The organism is Rhodococcus sp. LMD (assembly GCF_056108245.1).
In genome coordinates, this window is the sequence record NZ_CM148557.1 from 5,381,245 (window position 1) to 5,400,456 (window position 19,212).

Sequence of the window (19,212 nt, forward strand, 5' to 3'; positions counted from 1 at the left end):
GGGCGGCCGTCACCCCCAGCGGCGTACGCGCTGGTAGCGCGGGTTCCACCAGAAGCGGTGGACGAGCCGCAGCGGCACGGGCAATTCGCTCAGCACCCGGCGCGCCTGCTCGGGGGTGGCGCCCTCGACGACGTACGGCCCCAGCTGCGCGATGTCGCTGTAGGCAAGTTCCTTCACCGAGGCCTTGGAGAGCGCGCGCCATTCCGGGACGGTGATCACCTCCCGGATGAGCGGGAACGCGTCGCGCTCCTCGTGCGCGAGGTGCGACCGCAGCAGTCCGACGAGGTCGTCGATGCGATGAGGCACCTGCTCCGGCCCGTGCTCCCGATCGTCGAACGCCGCCTCGAGCGCGGCGAGCGTCGGATCGATGAGAGAGTGCTCGGCCTCCATGTCGTCGAACACCGCGAGATCGTCCGGCCGGTCGGCGAGTTTGCGGCGCATCAGCGGCCAGATGTGCGTGTCCTCGATCCGGTGATGGTGGTGCAGTTCCCGGCTGAAACCGTGCCAGCCGACCAGCAGCGCATCGTGGACCTCGTCGGTCTCGGTGCCGTAGGTCTGTGCCACGTTCGCCAGGCGTCCGACGTCGCGCCGGAACGCCGCGTGCAGCAATGTCATCACGACCATGTCGTCGTCGGTCAGGGCAGTGGACTTGGTGGTGGTCATGTCGGCCTCGATCCTGTCGTGCTCGAGTTCTCTCTACGAGCCTGCAGCCCCGGGCACAGGCCCTCAATCCCCCGTTCGTGGGGGTGGTCGACGACGCCGTTTCCTACGCTGGGGCCGTGACCACCCGCCGCGTGATCGACCCCGCCGGGGCCCTGTTCGGACTGGGCCTGCCCCTCGTCGCCGCCGCGGCGACACTGCTGCTGACCCGGGTGTGGGAATCGCGGCTGCCCCCGCGGATCGCGACGCACTGGTCCGGGTCCGCACCGGACGGATTCTCGGACCCGGTCTCGTTCTCGTGGACGATGGCGCTGGTGATCCTGCTGGTCGGCGGCGGCTGCAGCGCGATCGCGGCGCTGGCCCCCGCGATGTTGCTGATGCGCCGCTACATGCTGGTGCTCGGTCTCGGCGTGACCGGCCTGCTGTCCACCCTGGGTGCGACGGTGCTCGCGAGCCAACTGGACACCCCGGCCGAACAGGCACGGCTGCCGATGTGGAGTATCGGCGCGGGCGTCGCGCTCGGCGTCGCCGCCGGGGTGCTCGGCGCGTCCCGGTTGCGGGATCACCGGGTCCGGCGGCCGGCAACCGGCCGCCCGGATCCGGCGCTGCCGCGGGGGCCGGTCGAGCTGCCGATCGTCGAGCAGGTCGGTACCGGGACGCGCACCACTGTGGCGCTGGCGGCGCTGGTGGTGGCACCTGCCGTCGTCGTGTGCGGCGCGGCGCGCAGCTGGTGGCCGCTGGCGATCTTCCTGCCGGTCGCCGCGCTCGTGCTGAGCCTGCTGCGCTTCCGCGTCGTCGTCGACGGCGCGGGCGTGCGGGTGCAGAACCTGGGAATGACGGCGGTGGACTACGACCTCGACGAAATCGTCGGCGCGCGGGTCGCGCACGTCCGCCCCTTCCAGGACTGGGGCGGGTGGGGACTGCGCGCCAAGGGGCGGGGCCGGTACGGCCTCGTCACGATCACGGGTCCCGCGCTGGTGCTCACCGTCGCCGGTGGGCAGGAGTTCACCGTCACTGCGGCGCAGGCGGAACGCATGGCCGGCGCGCTGAATGCGCTCGCCGACCGTCGCTGACCACCGGCCGGCGGATACCGCTTCCCGAACACGCCGCGAGTGCGTGGCCGATCCGGTCTAATGGGAGCGATTGCCGACGAGTACAGCGATTGCCGACGAGTACGGAGGCCGACGTGAGCCATCGGAAGCGGTTGCACCCGGACGGAGTCCTCGCACCGGCGTACACCGGGCGCATCGACAGCGAGCCGGTTCCGGCGCTGCGGCTGCCGGCGCACTCGATGGACCCGGCGGAGGCGTACCGGTACATCCACGACGAACTGATGCTCGACGGCAGTTCGCGGCTGAATCTCGCGACGTTCGTCACCACGTGGATGGAGCCGCAGGCCGACGTGCTCATGGCCGAGACGTTCGACAAGAACCTCATCGACAAGGACGAATATCCGGCGACGTCGGCGATGGAGGAGCGCTGCGTGGCGATGGTCGCCGACCTGTTCCACGCACCAGGGTTGTCCGACGTCGACCCGGGTACGGCGACGGGTGTGTCCACGATCGGCTCGAGCGAGGCGGTGATGCTCGCCGGGCTGGCGCTCAAGTGGCGCTGGCGGGCCCGGCGGCAGGCGGCGGGAGAAGACACCGCACGCCCGAACCTGGTGCTGGGCAGCAACGTTCAGGTGGTGTGGGAGAAGTTCTGCCGCTACTTCGACGTGGCGGCGAAGTACCTGCCGATGGAGCCCGGGCGGTATGTCGTCACCCCGGAGCAGGTGCGAGACGCGGTGGACGAGAACACGATCGGGGTGGTTGCGATCCTCGGCACGACGTACACCGGCGAGCTCGAGCCGGTCGCCGAGATCGCCGGCACGCTCGACGACGTGGCCGCTTCGGGAGGACCCGACGTGCCGCTGCACGTGGATGCGGCCAGCGGTGGATTCGTCGTGCCGTTCCTGCAACCGAAACTGAAGTGGGACTTCCGGGTACCGCGCGTGGTGTCGATCAACGTCAGCGGCCACAAGTACGGACTGACCTACCCGGGCATCGGATTCGTGGTGTGGCGCGACAAGGAGCACCTGCCCGAGGACCTGGTCTTCCGGGTCAACTACCTCGGCGGCGACATGCCCACCTTCACCCTGAACTTCTCGCGGCCGGGAAACCAGATCGTCGGCCAGTACTACAACTTCCTGCGGCTCGGCCGCGACGGGTACCGCCGGGTGATGGAGACCCTGCGCTCGACCGCGAGCCGGCTGGCCGAGCAGCTCGCCGGGCTGGAGGGGATGCGCGTGATCTCCGACGGTACCGCCATCCCGGTGATCGCATTCGAGCTGACCGGCGATCCGGGGTTCACCGTGTTCGACGTCTCGCACGAACTGCGGGCGGGCGGCTGGCAGGTGCCCGCGTACACCATGCCGGCCGACGCCGAGGAGGTTGCGGTCCTGCGGATCGTGGTCCGGGAGGGGTTCAGTGCCGACCTCGCGCGACAGCTGTTCGCCGACATCGAACGGGTGTGTACCGAATTGCGCAAGGAGGGTCCGCTCCGGCACTCCAGCGAGCAGCACTTCGCGCACTGAGCCCTCACTTCACCGAGGCCGGGAGCGTTCAGTTCCGCTCGACCTCGATGGGATGGGTGGCCAGCAGCGCGAGCGGCAGCGGCTGCCGGCGCAGCACCCGCGCCCACAGGTCGACCCGGGGCGGCCCGAGGATGTCCTGGGGGAGGGCGGAGATGACCATCCAGTCGTCGTTGTCGAGCTCGCCGTCGAGCTGCCCGGCGCTCCACCCGGCGTAGCCGGCGAAGATGCGGATGCCTTCGACGAGCGGGCCGATGACGGCCGGATCGGAGTCGAGGTCGATCATGACCACCCGCCCGTCGATCCGGCGCACCCCCGGCACCCCCTCGACCGAGACGCCGACGCGCAGCGTACCCAGGCACAGAGCCGAGTCCCGCCGGACGGGACCGCCTACGTAGAGCGCCTTGGGTGCGGCGCTGAGCTCCGTCCACTGCGGCAACACGGCTTGGACCGCAGTGTCGCTGGTGCGGTTGAGCACCACGCCGAGACTGCCCACGTCCCCGTGCTCGATGATGTAGACGACTGTTCGCCGGAAGGTCGGCTCGACGAGATCGGTGGCCGACACGAGCAGCGTTCCGGGTCGGACGGCCGGTGTCGCCGGTGCCGTGCGGTCCTCGGGTTCGTCCTGATGCTGCGCCACCCCGACATCATCCCACCGTCGCCGACGCGGCGTGGCGGCAAGGCGGGGAGACGTTCAGGAGAGCCCGACGGTCTCGGCGAGCACCGCGAGGTGATGGTCGAACAACCGCCCGGGTTCGGTGAAGGTGTCGGTGCCGTACTGGCCGAAGACCTCGAAGTTCACGGCCCCGAACAGGGCGGCCCAGACCAGCACACCGCGGGCGAGGACCGTGTCGGGGACACCGGAACCGAGCGCGGCGCGGATCCGGCCGAGATCGGTGGTGAGGCCGTCCGGGACGGCGACGGTGACCGGGACGCGGAGGGCGCCGGCGGCGTGGGCGTCGTCGAGGATGCGGACGAGCCGGACGACGACGCGGGTGCCCGGGCCCGTGGTCTGCTCCGCGGGAGCGTGGTAGCCGGGGACCGGGCTGCCGAACAGCAGGGCGTAGCGCGCGGGTTCGCGGAGGGCCCAGCTGCGCACCGCGTGGCCGAGCACGCGGAACTGTTCGGCGTGGGCGTCGGCGGCGACGGCGGCGAGCGCGTCGTCGACGGTGTCGGCGAGTTCGGTGTAGCCGTCGACGACGAGGAGGGTGAGCAGTTCGTCGCGGCTCGCGACGTAGCGGTACACCGCCGAGGAGACGACGCCGAGGTCGCGGGCGACGGCGCGCAGCGACAGGGCGGCGGCGCCGTGGGTGGCGAGATGTTCGCGGCCGATCCGCAGGATGTCGGCCATCGTCTGCTGCCGGGCGCGGGCGCGGGGGGTTCCGGTCATGTCGTTCACCCTGCCAGATTCGCGAGCACCGTCAACAAAAGTGAGCACTGCTCTTGACTTTCCTCGTCGAGGGGCGCACTGTTGTCTCGAACAGAGAGCAGTGCTCACATTTCGAAGGAGCTGGACACCATGTCGAATCTGCAGGTCGTCACCGGCGCCGGTCCCGTCGGCTGGACCGTCGCCGAACAACTCGCCGGCCGGGGCCACCGCGTCCGCGTCCTCACCCGGTCCGGCAGTGGTCCGGAGCATCCGCTCGTCGAGCGCAGCCGGGTCGACGTCTCCGATCCCGCCCGGCTCGGTCCCGCCCTCGAGGGCGCCGGGGCCGTGTACCACTGCATCCATGGCTCCGCCTACCGCGCCGACACCTGGGAACGCGAACTGCCGGCCGCGGAGCGCACCGTTCTCGAGGCGGCCGGGCGCACGGGCGCAGTCGTGGTCTTCCCCGAGAGCCTGTACTCGTACAGCGAACCCGAGCGGGTCATGACCGAGGCGTCGCCGCGCGCGAGCACCACCGGCAAGCGGGGGGTACGGGCCCGGTTGCTGGACCGCCGTGCCGAGAGCGACACCCCGACCGTCAGCGTGGTCGCGTCCGACTTCTTCGGACCCCACGCCCGCAACGCCCACGCCGGCGAGCGGATGGTGCCGACCGTCCTGGCCGGGCGCAGCCCCCGCGTACTCGGCTCACCCGACGTCCCGCACTCGTTCACATACGTGCCCGACCTGGCGGCCGCCATGATCGCGGCCGCGGCGAATCCGGCGGCGTGGAACCGGGTCCTGCACGCCCCCACCGGCCCGGCCGGCACCCAGCGCGAACTTGTCGCCGCGTTCGCCGCCGCCGCACAGATGCCGGCTCCGAAGGTGGGCACGATCCCCACCTGGCTGCTGCGCGCCGGCGCGCTGGTGAACCGCGACGCCCGCGAACTGACGGAGATGCTCTACCAGTTCACCGATCCGTTCGTCATGGACTCCACGTACAGCGAGGACCTGCTCGGCCTGCGCCCGACCCCGCTGCCCGAAGCCGCGGCCGCGACGGTGCGGTGGTGGCGCGAGCAGTGACGCTCACTTCCCGGTCTGCGACGCGGCCGCTCGCTCGTCGAGGTCGGCGAGGGTGATCGGGTGCTGCGGGGGCTCGCCGACGACGACGGTGCGGGTGACCCGGAGCTCGCCGTCGACATGCAGCAACTCCCCGCAGCGCAGGTCCGACCAGCCCGGATCCTCGTCCATGCGCTCGCTGGCGACCACGACCGCCGGCTGCCGCGCCAGGTGGCCCGACCGCACGCGGACCGTGCCGGCCTCGCTGGCGTGCTCGAGATGGCGGCCTCCGTGCGGGCCGCCGGCGGGACGCTCGAGGACGAACAGGTCGTGGGTGTCCGGATACCGCAGCGCCCACAGCTCCGTCGCGGTCGTCAGGACCACGTTCAATGCGTAGACGGGCAGATTCCCGGCGGCCCACCGGACGGCGGCCGTCAGGCCCGCACCGACGTCGCCGCCGTGCTCGTCGATGCGGCGGGTGACGAGCGCGAAGAACCGCTCCGAGTCCGTCTCGCCCGCCACCAGGTCGCGGTACGGGCCGAGTTCGGCCTCGAGCCGCGGCAGGTCGCCGAGGACCCCGTTGTGGGCGAACAGCCGCCCGCGCTGCTCGAACGGATGCGTGTTGCCCACGTCGAGACCCCCGGTCGAGGCGAACCGGATGTGCGCGACGAACGTCCGGGAACGCCGCTCCTTCGCCTCGGTGGCGAACGCGCGGTCCTCGTACGCCGCCAGCGGCTGCTTCTCCACCACCGGGCGGCCGTCGTCGGCGAACGTCCCGAGCCCGGTGCCGTCGGGTTCACGCCGACTCTGGCGGGCCAGCGAATCGGACGCATCGAGCAGCCAGAAGGTGGCGTGTACCCGGTGCGGCGCGGCGGTCAGCCCGAACAGTCGGCACATGGCGGTGTGTCCCCTCTTCCGGAAGTTGCCGGTTGCGCAGAGGGTAGGCCGGTAGACGTGGCGGGGGAGGCGGAACCGTCGCAGCGAGACGACCCGCGCCGGACGGATAGTGTCGGACCGATAGTGTCGGGCACTGTGCGGGAGTCGAGGCGGCAGGCGTGGCGCTCCACGGCGACGGCACTGCGCCGATCGCCCGGACTGGCCCGCCTGACGACCGTCCGCTTCGCCAGTCAGTTCGGCGACGGGCTGTTCCAGGCTGCGCTCGGCGGGGCGATCCTGTTCAATCCCGAGCGCCAGACCGATCCCGCCGCGATCGCTGCCGGATTCGCGGTGCTGCTGCTGCCGTACTCGGTGGTCGGACCGTTCGCCGGCGCCCTGCTCGACCGGTGGGACCGTCGCCTGGTGCTGGTCGTCGCCAACGCCCTGCGCGGCGTGCTCATCCTCGCGATGTCGGCGCTGCTCCTCACCGGTGGCGGTTCCACCCCGCTGCTGCTGCTCGCCCTCGCCGCCGTCGGTGTCAGTCGCTTCGTGCTCGCCGGGGTCTCGGCGTCCGTCCCGCATGTGGTGCGGCAATCATGGCTGGTGCCGGTCAATTCCGTGCTCGCCACGGTGGGCTCGGGAATTTCCGCGGTCGGGGCCGGCATCGCGGTCACCACGATCGGTCTCGTGGGGGAGGGCGACTTCGGCTCCGGGGTGGCCGTGGCGCTCGGCGTCAGCGGATCCGTGGTCGCCGCGCTCGCCGCCGGCGGCTTCGCCCGTCACGCGCTCGGTCCCGACCGGGCCGTGCCGCGCCACCCGATCCGCGCCGTCGCCGCCGGCCTGCACACCGGCGCCACGGCGGTGTGGGAGGCGCCCGGCGTCACCGTCGCGATGATCGGCATCGGCGCGCACCGCATCGTCTTCGGCATCGACACGCTCATCATGGTGCTGGTGCTGCGCGACGCCGACGGTGCCACGCTGCCGGGCGGGCTCGTCGGATTCGGTGTCGCCGTCGGCGCCACCGCCGCCGGGATGCTCGTCGCGGCGGTCGCCGCCCCGCTCGTCATCCCGCGCCTCGGCCGGCCCCGCACCGTCGTCACGGCACTGACGTGTGCGGGCATCGTCCAGCTCGTCCTGGTCACCGGCTTCGACGAGACCGCATTGCTCGTCGCCGCGTTCCTGCTGGGTCTCGTCGGTCAGACCGTCAAGCTCACCGGAGACGCCGCGATGCAGATCGAGATCGACGACGCCCGGCGCGGACAGGTGTTCGCCCTGCAGGACACCGTGTTCAACATGGCGTTCCTCATGGCGATCGTCGCGGCGGCCCTGATCGTCGCGCCGGACGGCCGCAGCCCGGGGCTCGCCCTCGCCGGAGTGGCGGTGTATGCCGGCGGGCTCGTCGCGGCGACGGCGGTTCGCCGGTTGCGCATGTGAGCCTGCGCGGTTTCGGGCGCCGGATTTGTTAGGTTCGCGGGGCATTTTCCCGACCGTCCCGGAGGAGAACGCCATGGCACGCAGGCACCGCACACCGCTGTCGGCGCTCGCCCTGGTCTCGTTGGCGCTGCCGCTGCTCGCGCTGCCCGGCCACGCCTCGGCCGCCCCGCCGGTCAACTCGTGCGGGGAAGAGGGCTTCGACCCGGCGGTGGAGCCGCCGGACCCCGGCGCGCCGCAGCTGCCGCGGATCGACATCCCGCCCGTCGTGAAGATCCCCCTGCCGTATCCCGAGATCGTGCCGGTCCCGGTTCCCGGACCGGAGCCCGACGTCACCCGCGTGCCGCAGGAACCCTTACCCGCCGATCCGTGTGCCGACCCGTGCCCGGTTCCGGGCCTCGCGCCGGACGCTCCCGATGCCCTCTCGAGCGGCTCGAGCGGCTCGAGTGGGTCCGCAGGCTCGAGCGGCTCCACAGGCTCGAGCGGATCCTCGAGCTTCCTGCCTCGCGTCGAACTGGATCCGCAGCCGGAGACGATCCCGATCCCCGTGCCCGGCCCGCCGGGTGCACCCGTCCCACCGGCCCCGCCTCGGGAGGATCCGCCGTTCGAGCCGGGCACGGTCACCGCCCGCCCGCCCGCGCCCGTCGTCGGCGACGTCGAACTGATTTCCCAGCTCACCGGTCCCGGCTCGGAGAATCGCACCGACGCGCGCTGGGCCGTGCACGGCACCGATCTCGGCATCGCGTGGGAGACGCGCCCCGGGGAGGTGGCCCTCGCCTTCGGCGACACGTTCGGTGCGCAGTGGTCCCCGCCGGGCGGGGCCGGCGGCGACTGGCGCAGCAACGTGCTGGCGTTCAGCCGCGACGCGGACCTGTCGGACGGCCTCACCATCGACGCGATGGTGCAGGACAGCCCGTGCCACGCCGCGGAGATCCTCGACGCCCGGCATGTGAAGAACTTCGAGACCACCGTCATCCCCACGTCCGGTTTCGCGATCGGCGACCGGCAGTACCTGAGTTACATGTCCGTGCGACGGTGGAGCGTCGTGCCGGGCATGTGGTACACGAACCACGGCGGCATCGCCTACTCCGACGACCACGGACAGACGTGGGTGAAGGATCCACATGCCCGCTGGGACAACGTGTTCGGGCTGGGCCGGTTCCAGGTCGCGACGATGGTGCCGCACGGTGACCACGTCTACATGTTCGGCACTCCGAACGGCCGCATCGGGTCGGTGGGCCTGGCCCGCGTGCCGGTCGACGACGTGCTCAACCCTTCCGCATACCAGTACTGGGTACACGACCGCTGGATGCCGGTCTTCGAGCAGCTCGCCACCCCACTCGCCGACGGCGCGGCGAGCGAGCTGTCGGTGCGGTTCGACGCCGCGCGAGACCGCTGGCAGATGAGCTACCTGGATCCGATCGCCGGCAACATCGTGCTGCGCGAGTCGGATTCACCTCAGGGCCACTGGTCGGATGCCACGCCGCTGGTGCGGACGGCCGACTACCCGAAGGCCTACGGCGGCTTCATGCATCCCTGGTCCGACGGCCGGGACCTGTACTTCACCGTGTCGGAGTGGGACAGCTACAACGTCTACCTGATGCGCGCCCGCCTGGATTGAATCCGGCTGCGCCGCAGCGGAGCCGAGCGAGTGTACCGTTCACCTCCGCGGCCCGACGGAACGATGTGTTCGCTCGGTCAGCGGGCGGCGTGGATGCGGACTTCGGTGGCCTTGACGACGAACCACACCGCCGCGCCGGGTGCGAGTGCGAGATCGGCGGCTGCGGACGTGGTGACCTCGGCGGTCATCCCGGACTCGGCGGCGCGGACGAGGACGGTGGCACCGCGGACCTCGAGTTCCCCGACGACGACGGCGAACGAGTTGCGGGGACTGCCGTGCGGCTCGTCGGGATAGACCGCGACGGCCGCGGGGGCGAACACCGCGACCGCCGAATCCCCCGGCGCGCAGTCGTCGTCGGGCACCCCCCGCACCCGGCCGACGACGGTGTCGACGCCGTCCGCGGTGAGGGTGCCGGCGAGCAGGTTCAGTCCCGCGATGCGGGCCGCGAACGCGCTGCGCGGCCGGGACAGCACGTCGCGCACCGTGCCTGCCTCGACGATCCGGCCCCCGTCGACGACGACGGTACGATCCGCGAGGGCGAGGGCGTCGAGCGGGTCGTGGGTGACCACGAGTGCCGTGCGTCCGGCGTCCTTCAGGACCGTGCGCAGCAGCGACCGCACGGCCGGGGCGGCCGTCACGTCGAGGGCCGCCATCGGTTCGTCGAGCAGCAGCAGCCGGGGGTCGGCGGCCAGCGCGCGGGCGATCGCGACGCGCTGGGCCTGACCGCCCGAGAGCTGCCGCGGTTTCCGGTCGGCGAGGTCCGTCGCGCCGACGGCGGCGAGGTGCCGCCACGCCGCCGCGCGGGCGGCCGATCGGCCGCGTCCCGCACTGCGGGGAGCGAATGCGACGTTGTCGAGGACGCTCAGGTGCGGGAACAACAGCGGCTGCTGGGCGAGCAGCGCCACCGCGCGGCGGTGCGGCGGCACCGCCACCCCCGTCGCCGTGTCGGTGAGAACCCGCCCGTCGACCTCGACGCGGCCGTCGTCGGGCTGCAGCAACCCCGCGATCACGTTCAACGCGGTCGACTTCCCGGCACCGTTGGGCCCCAGGACGGCGAGCACGCTGCCGGACTCCGCGGCGACCGCGAGGTCGACGTCGCGGGACTCGACCCGGGCCCGCAGTTGCAGTCCGGTCACGGCCCACCCGCTGTCCGTCGCCCCCGCACGGCGACGACGATCACGAGCGCGACCACGACGAGCAGCAGCGACAACGCCACCGCGGCGTCGGCGTCGGTCTCCCGCTGGAGGTAGATCTCGAGCGGCAACGTGCGGGTGACACCCTGGAGGCTGCCGGCGAAGGTGAGGGTGGCGCCGAACTCTCCGAGCGCCCGTGCGAAGGCGAGGACGGTGCCGGACGCGAGTCCCGGCAGCACGAGGGGGAGGGTGACGCGGCGGAAGACGGTGGTCGGGCGTGCCCCCAGCGTTGCGGCGACCGCCTCGTACCGGGTGCCGGCGGTGCGCAGGGCGCCCTCGAGACTGATCACCAGGAACGGTAACGCGACGAACGTCTGCGCGAGGACCACTGCCGTGGTGGAGAACGCGATACGGATTCCGAGCAGTTCGAGGTACTCGCCGAGCAGTCCCCGGCGACCGAAGGTGTACAGCAGCGCGATGCCGCCGACGACGGGCGGCAGCACGAGTGGCAGCAGCACGAGCGAGCGCAGCACCGGAAGCCCGCGAAAGGTGCTGCGCGCGAGCACGGTCGCCATCGGCACGCCCAGCAGGACGCACAGCACCGTGGCGGCACCCGCGGTCCGCATGCTCAGGGCCAGGGCCTGCAGGGACGCCTCGGAGGTCACCAGATCCGGGAAGTGCCGCCAGTCGACGGCGAGGATCAGCGACAGCAGCGGCACGGCGACGAACAGTCCCCCGACGAGCGCGGGGACGTAGATCCACGCCGGCAGCCCCGCCGGACGGACGCGCGTCACGGGCCCGCGAACCCGTGCTCGGTCAGGACCCGTCGCCCGTCGGGCCCGGTGACGTGCGCGACGAACGCCGCCGCGGGATCCGCCGCCTCTGCGAGGACGGCGACGGGGTAGGTGTTGACGGCCGCGGCGGACTCGGGGAACGGCACGGTGGTCACGGCGTCCCCGGCCTGTCGGGCGTCGGTGACGTACACCAGCCCGGCGTCGGCCTGGCCGCTGGTCACCTTGCCGAGGACGTCCGTCACCGACGACTCCTCGCTGACCGGAGCGAGGTCGACCCCCGTGGCCTGCTCGATGCGGGCCGTCGCCGCGCCGCACGGCACCTGCGGCGCACACACGACGACGTCGGCTCCGGGCCGGCCCAGGTCCGCGAAACCGGTGATGCCGAGCGGGTTGCCCGGCTCGGTGACGATGGTGAGGGTGTTGGTCGCGAAGGCCACGGGATCGCCCGCGACGACACCGGCGTCGACGGCCCTGGTCATGTTGGCGGCGTCGGCGGTGGCGAGGACGTCCGCCTCGGCACCCTGCGACAGGCGGGCGACGAGATCCGACGAGCCCGCGAAGTCGAACACGACGCGGGTGCCCGGATTGCGGGCCTCGAAATCCGCGCCGATCTCGCGGAAGGGCGCCTGCAGCGACGCGGCCGCGTACACCGTGAGCTCACCCGCGGCCCCGGACGGCGACCCCGGGCCGCCGCCGGCCTCCCCGGCGCATCCGGCGAGGACGAGCGCGGCGACGGCGACTGCGAGAGCGGGTTTCACGATGCCCCTCCGGGGGTCTCGACGATGACCGTCGTGGCCTTGACGACGGCGACCGCGAGACTGCCCGGTTCGAGGCCGAGTTCCCGGACGGCCTCGCGGCTCATCAGCGAGACGACGCGGTGCGGGCCGCACTGCATCTCCACCTGCGCCATGACGGTGTCCGCGACCACCCGGGTCACGATTCCCGCGAACCGGTTGCGGGCGGAGCTGCCCACGCCGAGCAGATCGGGTGCCTCGTCCGCCTGCCGTCGGGCGAACTCGGCGAGGTCGGCTCCCTCGACGATCTTGCGCCCGGCGCCGTCCTTGCCGGCCGGCAGAGCGCCCTGGTCGATCCACCGTCGCACGGTGTCGTCGCTGACGCCGAGCAGCCGGGCGGCATCCTTGATGCGAATCTGCGTCACAATGCAGACACTACTTCCGCGTCTGCGGGCCTATCAACCGAAAATCGACGAATCTGCGGTTCAGTACACGTCGCGCACGTAGCGCTTCTCCGCGGCGAGTTGCTCGACGTACGCCTCGGCGTCCACCGCGTCGAGCCGGCCGTGCACCTGAACCACCTCGCGCAGCGTCTCGTCGACGTCCTTCGCCATCCGGCTCGCGTCGCCGCACACGTAGAAGTGGGCACCGTCCTGCAACCACTTCCACAGCTGCGCTCCGTGCTCGCGCATCCGGTCCTGCACGTAGATCTTCTGTCGCTGGTCGCGGGAGAAGGCGAGATCGAGCCGGGTCAGGAAGCCGTCGGCGTGCATCGCCTCGATCTCGTCCCGGTACAGGTAGTCGGTCGACGACCGCTGATCACCGAAGAACAGCCAGTTCCGGCCGGTGTGGCCCATCTCGCGGCGATCGTGCAGGAAGGCGCGGAACGGTGCGACACCGGTGCCGGGCCCGACCATGATCATCGGGGTGTCCGGAGTCCGGGGCGGCCGGAAGTGGGTGCTGCGCTGGACGAAGATGGGAATGTCGACGCCGTGACTGTGGTCGGCGAGGAAGCTCGAGCACACCCCCGCCCGGGCGATGCCCTCGTAGTTGTACCGCACCACCGACACGGTCAGCTGCACCTCGCGGGGGTTGGTCCGCGGGCTCGACGAGATCGAGTACAGGCGGGGCTGCAACCGCTTGAGCACGGGCAGCCATTCCGCGATCGGCGCCTTGAACGGATACGCCGCGATCACGTCCATCGCCTGCTTGCCCCACAACCACCGCTGCAACTCGATCTTGTTGCCCGGGCGCAGCAGCTTCGCCAGTTCCGCGCTCTGGGTCTGCTCGTGGACGAACCGCAGCAGCTCGGGGGTCACCCGAGCGATCTCGAGGTGCCGGGTCACGGCCTCGCGCAGCGGAATGGTCGGCAGATCCGGGAATTCCACGGGTTTTTCGGGATCGAGCGCGGTGACCTGGAGCCATTCGTCGACCGCCTCGGGTCCGTTGGTGGGCATCACGCCGAGCGCGTCGCCCGCCTCGTACACGAAATCCGGGTCGTACAACTCGAATCCGAACTGGCGCACATCCTTCGACGAACCGGACCCGCTGAGCGGCACGTTCCGGGTCAGGCGCGTGACGAGCGGCACCTTCCGGCTGTAGGCGGGTTCGGACTTCGCCGGCGGTCCCGGCGCGGACGGAGCCGGCACGGCCCCGTCGAGACGCACGAGTTGCTCGACCGTGGCGAGCCATTCGCCGGCCGGTCCCTCGTAGTCGGGTTCGCAGTCCACCCGCTGCGTGAGCCGGGTGGCTCCGAGTTCGGCGAGGCGCTCGTCGATGCGGCGGCCGTGGCCGCAGAAGTCGTCGTAGCTCGAGTCGCCGAACGCCAGCACGGCGTAGCGGGTGTCGGGGAGGCGGGGTGTGTCGTCCCGGTCGAGCGCATTCCAGAACGCGGTGCCGTTGTCCGGGGCGTCGCCGTCGCCGAACGTGCTGGTGACGACGAGCAGATCGCGCACCCCGGTCAGCGTGGACACGTCGACGTCGTCCATCCCGGTCAGGGTGACGGGCCTGCCCGCGGCGCGCAGCCGCTCGGCGCACAACCGGGCGAACTCCTCGGCATTGCCGGTCTGCGAGGCCCACACCACCACCACCGGCGCCACCCCGTCGGACTCGTCGCGGTCCTGCGCGGTGTGCGAGAAGTGGCCCGCCAGCATCCCGTCCACCCAGGCGCGGGTGGCGGCCGGCAGCGGAGCGGACGCCGGGAGCACGGGGACACCCGCCTGCCCGGACTCCCGGAATCCCGCCAGAAATCCGGTCAGATAGTGTTTTTCGAGTTCGTCGAGTACCGGCCGCGCCGTGTCGGCCAGTCCGAGCGCGGAGGCGAGACGGTCCGCCGGCGCGTCGTCCCCGGCCGCCGTCGCCACCTTCGTCAGCGACACCGCGCACACCTTGAACTCCGGCTGCAGCGACGCGGGATCGACGGCGTCGTTGGTGACCGCGTTGACCGCCAGGTACTCCCCGAACATGTCGTTCCAGTGGAACGGGGCGAAGCAGCATCCCGGCCGGACCCGGTCGGTGACCACGGCCGGCAGCACCGCCCGGCCGCGGCGGGACGCGACCTCCACCTGGTCGCCGTCCGATATCGAGAGCCTCTGCGCGTCGGCAGGATTGATCTCGACGAAGGGTCCGGGGTTCAGCTTGGTGAGCTTGGCGACCTTCCCCGTCTTGGTGAGGGTGTGCCACTGGTGCTGGACGCGGCCGGTGTTGAGCACGACGGGGAAGTCGTCGTCGGGCATCTCGGCCGGCAGCATGTGGGGGCGGGGATGGAACACGGCCCGGCCGCTGGCGGTGGCGAACCGCAGCCGGGGGAGGGAGCCGTCCCCGGACCTCAGCAGGGTCTGGCTCACGCCGTCGTTGAGATAGCGGATCGGGTTCCGGTCGGTCGCGCCCTCGGGCGGGCACGGCCACTGCACGGGGGTCTCGCGCAGCCGGTCGTAGCTGATTCCGCGCAGGTCGTATCCGGTCTTCGGGTTCCGGAAGCGCCTGATCTCCTCGAAGATCTCCTCGGAGCACGAGTAGGTGAACGCCTCGGCGTAGCCCATCGCGCAGGCGACGCGCGCGATGATCTGCCAGTCCGGCAGGGCCTGCCCGACCGGGTCGATCGCCTGTCGCAACAGCGTCAGGTTGCGCTCGGAGTTGACCATCACCCCCTCCGACTCCGCCCACAGCGCTCCCGGTAGCAGGATGTCCGCGTACGCGGTGGTCTCGGTCTCGAGGAAGACGTCCTGTGCGACGACGAGCTCCGCCCTCTCGAGCGCTTCGACGACGGTGCGCCGATTAGCCACGGAGGCAACCGGATTGGTGCAGATGATCCAGCAGGCCCGGATGGCACCGGCGGCCATCTGCTCGAACATGTCGATCGTGCCCTTGCCGACGGTGGTGGGGATCGCACCGGCTGGCAGCCCCCACTGCTGCTCGACGAAGGTCCGCTCGGCGTCGTCGAGAACGGACCGCTGCCCCGGCAGACCGGGCCCCATGTACCCCATCTCGCGCCCGCCCATCGCGTTGGGCTGACCGGTGAGCGAGAAGGGGCCGCTGCCGGTGCGACAGATCGCGCCGGTGGCCAGGTGCAGGTTGCAGACCGCATTGGTGTTCCAGGTGCCGTGCGTGCTCTGGTTCAGGCCCATCGTCCAGCACGACATCCAGTTGCCCGCCTCGCCGATCCACCGCGCGGCCGTGCGGATGTCGTCCTCGGCCAGCCCGGTGATCTCCGCGACGCGCTCGGGCGTGTAGTCCGCGAGGAAGGGAGGCATGGCCTCCCAGCCCTCGGTGAACTCCGCCACGAAGTCCCGGTCGACGTGCCCGTTCTCGACGATCAGGTGCAACAGGCCGTTGAGCAGCGCCAGGTCGGTCCCGGGCGCGATCTGCAGGAACAGGTCCGCCTTCTCGGCGGTGGGGGTGCGCCGGGGGTCGACGACGACGAGTCTGGCCCCGGCCTTGACCCGGTTCATCATCCTGAGGAAGAGGATGGGATGGCAGTCGGCCATGTTCGCGCCGCTGACGAAGAACAGGTCGGCGTGGTCGAAGTCCTGGTAGGAGCCGGGCGGGCCGTCCGCGCCGAGCGACTGCTTGTAGCCGGTGCCGGCACCGGCCATGCACAACCGGGAGTTGGACTCGATGTTGTTGGTACCGACGAATCCCTTCGCGAGCTTGGTCACCAGGTACTGCGCCTCGAGCGACATCTGTCCGGAGACGTAGAAGGACAGGGCGTCGGGGCCGTGCTCGTCGAGCACCCCCCGCAACCGGCGGGCCGTGTCGGCGATCGCGGCGTCGACGTCCACGGGCACCGGGGTGCCGCCGCGTTCGGTGCGACGGTACGCGGTCTCCATGCGTCCGCCGGCGGCCAGCATCTCCGCGCTGGTCGCCCCCTTCGTGCAGAGACGCCCGAAGTTGGTGGGGTGGTCCTTGTCGCCGTACGCGTCGAGCACCCGCCGGGCACCGGTGGCGGGATCGAGGCCGACCTCGAGCACCATGCCGCAGCCCACGCCGCAGTATGAGCAGGCGGTCTTGACCTTCGTGATCTCGCCCTGCATCGAACCGCTCCTCACCTGGGTCGGCCACGTTCCTCCGGCCGCGTCCCATGCTCCCGACCCCGTGTTTCGTGAGCATTAACCGTGGTGAGTCCCCGGTGACATCTGGCTCACGATTCGCCGTGCGGGCCGGTGAGAGGGTGAGCGCGCACCCCGGACGCACGGCATCCCGCCGGCCGTCACAGCCGGCGGGATGCCGCCCCGAGATGTGAGGATCGGTCCGGGTGAGGCCCGACCCTCAGGGATCAGGTGAGGTCGAACCGGTCGAGGTTCATCACCTTGTTCCAGGCCGCGACGAAGTCCTGCACGAACTTCTCCTGCGCGTCGGCGCTGCCGTAGACCTCGGCGATGCCGCGCAACTGCGAGTTCGAACCGAAGACCAGGTCGACGGCCGTGGCTGTCCACCTGACCTCACCCGAGGCCCGGTCGCGGCCCTCGTAGATGTTCTCGGCGGTCTCGGACACCTTCCACTCGGTGCCCATGTCGACCAGGTTGACGAAGAAGTCGGTCGTCAGCGCCCCGGGCCGGTCGGTGAAGACACCGTGGGCGGAGCCACCGAAGTTGGCGTCGAGGGCTCGCAGGCCGCCGACGAGCACCGTCATCTCCGGGGCGGTCAGCGTGAGCAGGTTCGCCCGGTCCAGCAGCAGGCGCTCGGGCGGCTGCTTCTCCCCGTTGCGCAGGTAGTTGCGGAACCCGTCGGCCCGGGGCTCGAGTACGGCGAACGACTCCGTATCGGTCTGTTCCTGCGAGGCATCGGTGCGGCCCGGCGAGAACGGGACCGTGATCTCGACACCGGCATTCTTCGCCGCCTGCTCGACTGCGGCGCAGCCGCCGAGGACGATCAGATCGGCGAGCGAGACCTGCTTCCCGGACTGCGCGCCGTTGAAATCCTGCCGGATCCGCTCGAGCACCGGCAGTACCTCGGCCAGCTTGTCCGGTTCGTTGATCGCCCAGCTCTTCTGCGGCTCGAGGCGGATGCGGGCGCCGTTGGCCCCGCCGCGCTTGTCGGTGCCGCGGAAGCTCGCCGCCGACGCCCACGCGGTCGCGACCAACTGCGGGATGGACAGTCCCGACTCGAGGATCTCGGTCTTCAGGGCGGCGATGTCGTCCGCGCCGATCAGTTCGTGATCGACTGCGGGGACGGGGTCCTGCCACAGCTGCGCCTCGGGGACCCACGGGCCGAGGTAGCGCGTGACCGGCCCCATGTCGCGGTGCAGCAACTTGTACCAGGCCTTGGCGAACTCCTCCTCGAATTCCTTCGGGTTGTCCAGCCAGCGACGGGTGATCGGCCCGTAGATCGGGTCGAGCCGCAACGAGAGGTCCGTGGTCAGCATCACCGGTGAGTGGCGCTTGGACGGATCGTGGGCGTCGGGGACGGCGTCGGCTGCGGCCCCGTCCTTCGGGATCCACTGCCACGCGCCGGCGGGGCTCTTGGTCTTCTCCCACTCGTAGCCGTACAGGGTTTCGAGGTAGGTGTTGTCCCATTGCCGCGGGGTGGGGGTCCAGGCGCCCTCGAGCCCGCTGGTGATCGCGTCCCCGCCGACGCCGGTGCCGTAGGAGTTCTTCCAGCCCAGGCCCATCTGCTCGATGGGGGCGGCCTCGGGCTCGGGACCGACGTGGTCGGCGGTCGCGGCCCCGTGGGTCTTGCCGATGGTGTGCCCGCCCGCGATGAGGGCCGCCGTCTCGACGTCGTTCATCGCCATCCGGCCGAACGTCTCCCGGATGTCGATGGCCGCGGCGAGCGGATCCGGATTACCGTTGGGCCCTTCCGGATTGACGTAGATCAGCCCCATCTGCACGGCGCCGAGCGGGCCGGACAGTTCCCGCTCGCCGGCGTACCGCTCGTCCCCGAGCCAGGTGTCCTCGGGACCCCAGAACACCTCGTCGGGCTCCCAGATGTCCTCGCGGCCGAAGGCGAAACCGAACGTCTTGAATCCCATGGATTCGTACGCGCAGTTGCCGGCGAAGATCAGCAGATCCGCCCAGGAGAGCTTGCGGCCGTACTTCTGCTTGATCGGCCACAGCAGCCGGCGCGCCTTGTCGAGGCTCGCGTTGTCGGGCCAGCTGTTGAGGGGAGCGAAGCGCTGGGCGCCCTTACCGCCACCGCCCCGGCCGTCGGCGATGCGGTACGTGCCCGCGGCATGCCAGCTCATCCGGATGAACAGCGGCCCGTAGTGGCCGTAGTCGGCCGGCCACCACGGCTGCGACGTCGTCATCAGCGCGAAGATGTCCTGTTTGAGGGCCTCGACGTCGAGGCTTGCGAACTCGTCGGCGTAGTTGTAGTCCGGGCCCATCGGATTGGAGAGGGGCGAGTGCTGGTGGAGAACCTGCAGGTCCAGCTGGTTGGGCCACCAGTCCCGGTTGGTCCTGGGCCGGTGCGGTTTCGGCTCGGGGGACGGGATTACCGGATTTTCGCTTTCACTGTTGGACACGTCGGCCC

Annotated in this window: 15 protein-coding genes; 5 read left to right on the top strand and 10 right to left on the bottom strand. The window is 71.2% G+C overall.

Annotation, left to right across the window (positions count from 1 at the left end):
- Positions 1 to 9: 9 nt before the first annotated feature.
- Positions 10 to 663: a hemerythrin domain-containing protein gene (locus ACWPQI_RS24690; RefSeq protein WP_474738550.1), complete on the bottom strand. Its 654-nt coding sequence runs from the start codon at positions 661 to 663 to the stop codon at positions 10 to 12.
- Between the two features lie 116 nt (positions 664 to 779).
- Between ACWPQI_RS24690 and ACWPQI_RS24695 the strand changes: the two genes are divergently transcribed.
- Together ACWPQI_RS24695 and gad are read left to right on the top strand one after the other, a co-directional pair.
- On the top strand, positions 780 to 1,733 hold the full coding sequence (locus ACWPQI_RS24695; protein ID WP_474738551.1) for a DUF1648 domain-containing protein: 954 nt from the start codon (positions 780 to 782) through the stop codon (positions 1,731 to 1,733).
- 113 nt (positions 1,734 to 1,846) lie between these two features.
- On the top strand, positions 1,847 to 3,235 hold the full coding sequence (gene gad / locus ACWPQI_RS24700; protein WP_474738552.1) for a glutamate decarboxylase: 1,389 nt from the start codon (positions 1,847 to 1,849) through the stop codon (positions 3,233 to 3,235).
- Between the two features lie 28 nt (positions 3,236 to 3,263).
- Here the strand turns inward: gad and ACWPQI_RS24705 are convergent, their stop codons facing one another.
- Positions 3,264 to 3,872: a YqgE/AlgH family protein gene (locus tag ACWPQI_RS24705; protein WP_010595408.1), complete on the bottom strand. Its 609-nt coding sequence runs from the start codon at positions 3,870 to 3,872 to the stop codon at positions 3,264 to 3,266.
- A 54-nt stretch (positions 3,873 to 3,926) separates the two neighbouring features.
- Complete coding sequence (locus ACWPQI_RS24710; protein WP_210063143.1) at positions 3,927 to 4,622, bottom strand: TetR/AcrR family transcriptional regulator; 696 nt, start codon at positions 4,620 to 4,622, stop codon at positions 3,927 to 3,929.
- Between the two features lie 129 nt (positions 4,623 to 4,751).
- Between ACWPQI_RS24710 and ACWPQI_RS24715 the strand changes: the two genes are divergently transcribed.
- Positions 4,752 to 5,678, top strand: a complete 927-nt coding sequence (locus ACWPQI_RS24715; protein WP_474738553.1) for an NAD-dependent epimerase/dehydratase family protein — start codon at positions 4,752 to 4,754, stop codon at positions 5,676 to 5,678.
- Positions 5,679 to 5,681: 3 nt separating this feature from the next.
- Here ACWPQI_RS24715 and ACWPQI_RS24720 read toward each other — a convergent pair whose 3' ends face one another.
- Positions 5,682 to 6,551: a class II glutamine amidotransferase gene (locus tag ACWPQI_RS24720; protein WP_474738554.1), complete on the bottom strand. Its 870-nt coding sequence runs from the start codon at positions 6,549 to 6,551 to the stop codon at positions 5,682 to 5,684.
- A gap of 135 nt (positions 6,552 to 6,686) precedes the next feature.
- On the opposite strand from ACWPQI_RS24720, the gene ACWPQI_RS24725 reads away from it, so the two are divergent.
- The gene (locus tag ACWPQI_RS24725) at positions 6,687 to 7,964 is read left to right on the top strand and encodes an MFS transporter (RefSeq protein ID WP_474738555.1); all 1,278 of its coding nucleotides are present in this window, start codon (positions 6,687 to 6,689) and stop codon (positions 7,962 to 7,964) included.
- A 73-nt stretch (positions 7,965 to 8,037) separates the two neighbouring features.
- On the top strand, positions 8,038 to 9,582 hold the full coding sequence (locus tag ACWPQI_RS24730; protein ID WP_017681035.1) for a DUF4185 domain-containing protein: 1,545 nt from the start codon (positions 8,038 to 8,040) through the stop codon (positions 9,580 to 9,582).
- Positions 9,583 to 9,659: 77 nt separating this feature from the next.
- On the opposite strand, the gene ACWPQI_RS24735 is transcribed toward ACWPQI_RS24730, so the two are convergent.
- The 6 genes from ACWPQI_RS24735 to katG all read right to left on the bottom strand — a co-directional run bounded on the left by ACWPQI_RS24735 (position 9,660) and on the right by katG (position 19,204).
- On the bottom strand, positions 9,660 to 10,718 hold the full coding sequence (locus tag ACWPQI_RS24735; protein WP_017681034.1) for a sulfate/molybdate ABC transporter ATP-binding protein: 1,059 nt from the start codon (positions 10,716 to 10,718) through the stop codon (positions 9,660 to 9,662).
- A complete protein-coding gene (locus ACWPQI_RS24740) occupies positions 10,715 to 11,509 on the bottom strand; it encodes an ABC transporter permease (RefSeq protein ID WP_017681033.1) in 795 nt (264 codons plus the stop codon). The genes ACWPQI_RS24735 and ACWPQI_RS24740 overlap by 4 nt, the downstream gene beginning before the upstream one ends.
- Positions 11,506 to 12,267, bottom strand: coding sequence for a molybdate ABC transporter substrate-binding protein (modA, locus tag ACWPQI_RS24745; protein ID WP_040273090.1), 762 nt, complete (start codon positions 12,265 to 12,267; stop codon positions 11,506 to 11,508). The genes ACWPQI_RS24740 and modA overlap by 4 nt, the downstream gene beginning before the upstream one ends.
- On the bottom strand, positions 12,264 to 12,668 hold the full coding sequence (locus tag ACWPQI_RS24750; protein WP_017681031.1) for a TOBE domain-containing protein: 405 nt from the start codon (positions 12,666 to 12,668) through the stop codon (positions 12,264 to 12,266). Before ACWPQI_RS24750 ends, modA begins: the two co-directional genes overlap by 4 nt.
- Before the next feature lie 60 nt (positions 12,669 to 12,728).
- Positions 12,729 to 16,775 (bottom strand): molybdopterin-dependent oxidoreductase, encoded by a 4,047-nt coding sequence (locus tag ACWPQI_RS24755; RefSeq protein ID WP_474738556.1) that lies wholly within the window; start codon positions 16,773 to 16,775, stop codon positions 12,729 to 12,731.
- 242 nt (positions 16,776 to 17,017) lie between these two features.
- Entirely contained in the window at positions 17,018 to 19,204 is a 2,187-nt protein-coding gene (katG, locus tag ACWPQI_RS24760; RefSeq protein ID WP_059175061.1) for a catalase/peroxidase HPI, read from the bottom strand.
- Between the last annotated feature and the right edge of the window lie 8 nt (positions 19,205 to 19,212).